Below are 3,308 nucleotides of genomic sequence, written 5' to 3'. Positions count from 1 at the left end.
CGGGTGGAGGCCTCGCCTCGACCGGTGTCGAGTCGGTCGGCCTGATCGGCGGAGCGACGGCCCTGCTGGCCGCCGGCGCCGCTGCCCTGGGCCTCAACGCCCGTCGCCGCAAGGCCGAGGGCGAGGGCGACGCCGAGGCGTGACCCACCGGGGCGGCGGAGCGATCCTCCGCCGCCCCCTCCCCTCGACCTCGCTAGGATGACCCGATGCCGACCCTCAGGAGCCGCGAGTCGGCGATCATCACCGCCGTGCAGCGGTTCCCGCCGACCCGTCCCCTGCTGCCGGTCGCGCGCGGGCTGAGCTTCGTCGGCGAGCACGCCGCGGGCTGGCTCCTGCTCGGCGTGCTGGCCGCGTTCCTCGACCCGTCGCGGTTCTGGGCCTGGGCCCTCTGCGACGTCGCGATCGTCGTCGCGCACGCGCTCTCGATCGGCGTGAAGCGCGTCGTGCGCCGCCCGCGTCCGCTCGGCGAGGGCGTCGAGGTGCGCGGCAAGGCCCCCAGCAAGCTCAGCTTCCCGAGCTCGCACGCCACCTCGACCACGGCCGCCGCGATCGTGTTCGCGGTGATGCTGCCGGCCCTCTGGCCGCTCGCGGTGCTCCTCGTGGTCGCGATGATGCTCTCGCGCCTCGCGCTCGGCATGCACTTCCCGACGGACGTGCTCGCGGGAGCGGCGCTCGGCGCCCTCACGGCGCTGGCCGTGCTGCCGCTGCTGCCGCTGGTCTCCTAGGCCGCTCAGAGCACCCGGGCCGCGCCGAACGCCCGGTCTGCGCAGAATGTCGGCCGACGGAGGAGGCCCTCGGCCGACAGCCGCCGGACCCACTCCTCACCCCGCGTTCTGCACTCCGTCGAGCCGGTGCTCAGGCGCCCGGCACCGGCGGCCCCGTGCGCCAGCGCAGGAGTGCCGCGACGGGAGCGTCGTTCGGCAGCGCGACCACGTCCTCCCCGTCCGGAGCGGTGCGGGAGTCGGTGCACAGCACGCGCGCATCCGTCAGCAGCGCGGCGCGCACGAGGGCGACGGCCGCGTCGACCGCGCCGATGACCTCGGCGCCGAGTGCCTCCTCCGGGGCCGCCGCGACCCACGGCTCCCCCGCGAGTGCGAGGAGTTCGCGCTCGCGCAGCCGCTCGGGGTCGATCACGAGCGTCGACACCTGCGCCGCGGCGAGCGCCTGCACGATCGCGCCCAGCGGGAACTCGACGGTGTTGTCGTGCCGGCCCTCGTGCGTGCGGAGGGCGTCGAGGACGTCCTCCTTCTCGCGCCGGAGCAGCTGGTCGATCCGCTCCTGGACGAACTCGTCGAGCACGCTCTCGTCGCTGCCCGCCGCCCGGGTGTTGGCGGGCAGCACCGCGAGGATCGCCGCGCTGGACGGGGAGAGCTGGTCGGCGAGCAGCTGCCGGGCGCGGATGTCCCCGGCGACCACGAGCAGCTGCGGGCGCCGGGTCCGCACGATCTCGTCGACCGAGGAGGCGAGCTCGGCCTGCGTCTGCCGCCAGATCTCCTCGGCGTGGTTCTGGAAGCGGTCGTGCCGCCAGCCGCCGGCCTGCGGCTTGTGCAGCGTGTCGGTGCGACCCTGGATCGACTCCTCCGACTCCGCACGCTCGGCGCCGAGGCGGTGCAGGCGGATCTCTCCGCCGTCGCGCGAGGTCTCGACGACGAGGTAGCGGACGTCGGGGCGGTGCTGCAGCAGCGGCACCACGTCGGGCAGGCGCCCGTAGGAGGTGTGCTCGGGGGCGACGGCGAGTCCGGGCAGCACCTCGGACAGCACGATCGAGCCCTCGGCGGCGACCGCGAAGAGGCAGGAGCGGCCCTGCGGCCGGCCGGCTCCGGTCAGCAGCGCGGTCAGCGCGTCGATGTCGCCCTGCGGGGCGCCCTGGCGCCGCAGCTCGTCGGCGACGGCGGTGCCGCGCTCGAAGGCGATGTCCGGCGGGTCGCCCGAGTCGATCGAGACGTCGAGATAGATCTGCGAGACCGGTCGGAGGTCGCGGTAGACGTCGGCGAGGGTCCGCAGCGCGTGAATGGTCGGCATCCGTGTCGTCCTTTCCCATCGAGGTCCGGACAGTCTCGAACGAGGGGCCCGGCGGGCTCCACGGGGTTGACTCCGGCGCGCACCGTGCCACGGCGCTCCGATTGACTGCGCTGTCAATCCGTGGTCTACTCCTACGACAGCGCGGTTGACTGCGCTGTCAGAACGAGTGAGCGAAGGAGCCCCGTGGACGCATCAGCAGCCGGCACCGGCGCGGAGGAGCGCGGCCGGCGGGTCTCCATGGCCGATGTGGCCCGCGTCGCCGGCGTCTCGCAGAAGACCGTCTCGCGCGTCGTGAACCGCGAGGCCCACGTCTCCCCCGCGATCGAGCGGAGGGTCGCCGACGCGATTGCGCAGCTCGGCTTCCGCCCCAACGCCACCGCCCGCGCGCTCGCCACCCAGCGCAGCCGCCGGATCGGGATGGTCACCATGGGCACGTCCCTCTACGGGCCGTCCTCGATCCTCGACGGCGTCGAGCAGGCGTCCCGCGCCGCCGGCTACTTCCTCAGCGTCGTGCGCACGCACGAGAACAGCGGCGCCGAGCTGCAGGAGGCGGTCGACACGCTGGTCGACCAGGGCGTCGACGGGATCATCCTCTCGGAGCCCGTCGACTTCGGCCACCCGCGGCTGCGGATCCCCGAGGGGGTGACCGTGCTGAGCTTCGACCACCCGAGCGAGGACCACCGGCCGGAGGAGCTCGTCGTCGGCACCGACGAGGCCGGCGCCGCCCGCAGCGCGACCGAGCACCTCCTCGCCCTCGGCCACGAGACCGTCTGGCACATCGCCGGAGCGAGCACCTGGTCGGCCACCCGCCGCCGCATCGACGGCTGGCGCGCCGCCCTGGCCGACGCCGACGCCCCGGAGCCGCCGGTGCTCAGCGGCGACTGGAGTCCGCGCTCGGGGTCGGAGGCGATGGCGTCGATCCTGCACCGGCCCGACGTCACCGCCGTGTTCGCGGCGAACGATCACATGGCGGTCGGAGCGATCCACGCCGTCGAGGCCGCGGGCCTGCGCGTGCCCGAGGACGTCAGCGTGGTCGGCTTCGACGACGACCCGTTCTCGGAGTACCTGCACCGCCCCCTGACCACGGTGAAGCAGGACTTCGCCGAGGTCACGCGCATCGCCATGCACCGCCTGATCCGCACGCTCGAGGGGCACGCCCCCGCCGACCGGCACCGCTCGGTGCCCGCCCAGCTGATCGTCCGCTCGTCCTCGGGGCCCGCGAACCCCGAGCGCGCCGCGGTGCGCCCGGCGCCCCCGACCGCCGTCCCCTAGACCCCGCCTCGTCC

3 protein-coding genes are annotated in these 3,308 nt (G+C 74.7%); 2 read left to right on the top strand and 1 reads right to left on the bottom strand.

What is annotated here, in order from left to right; genetic code table 11:
• The first annotated feature begins 206 nt into the window (after positions 1-206).
• Positions 207-725 carry a phosphatase PAP2 family protein gene (locus NB037_RS18990; protein ID WP_251948549.1) on the top strand — a complete coding sequence of 173 codons (519 nt, stop codon included), beginning with the start codon at positions 207-209 and terminating at the stop codon, positions 723-725.
• A gap of 130 nt (positions 726-855) precedes the next feature.
• Here NB037_RS18990 and NB037_RS18985 read toward each other — a convergent pair whose 3' ends face one another.
• The gene (locus NB037_RS18985) at positions 856-2,022 is read right to left on the bottom strand and encodes a baeRF2 domain-containing protein (protein WP_251948547.1); all 1,167 of its coding nucleotides are present in this window, start codon (positions 2,020-2,022) and stop codon (positions 856-858) included.
• A gap of 183 nt (positions 2,023-2,205) precedes the next feature.
• Here NB037_RS18985 and NB037_RS18980 point away from each other — a divergent pair, with 183 nt between their 5' ends.
• Complete coding sequence (locus NB037_RS18980; RefSeq protein WP_251948544.1) at positions 2,206-3,294, top strand: LacI family DNA-binding transcriptional regulator; 1,089 nt, start codon at positions 2,206-2,208, stop codon at positions 3,292-3,294.
• The last annotated feature ends 14 nt before the right edge of the window (positions 3,295-3,308 follow it).

The organism is Rathayibacter rubneri, assembly GCF_023743255.1.
Lineage (GTDB): Bacteria > Actinomycetota > Actinomycetes > Actinomycetales > Microbacteriaceae > Rathayibacter > Rathayibacter rubneri.
Note: the sequence above shows the minus strand (reverse complement) of the source record. Positions and strands in the feature narration are given on the sequence as shown.

What these genes read in the sequence shown, in the direction of transcription:
- NB037_RS18985 (WP_251948547.1), bottom strand. Translation starts at nt 2,022, where the DNA reads ATGCCGACCATTCACGCGCTGCGGACCCTCGCCGACGTCTACCGCGAC.
- NB037_RS18990 (WP_251948549.1), top strand. Translation starts at nt 207, where the DNA reads ATGCCGACCCTCAGGAGCCGCGAGTCGGCGATCATCACCGCCGTGCAG.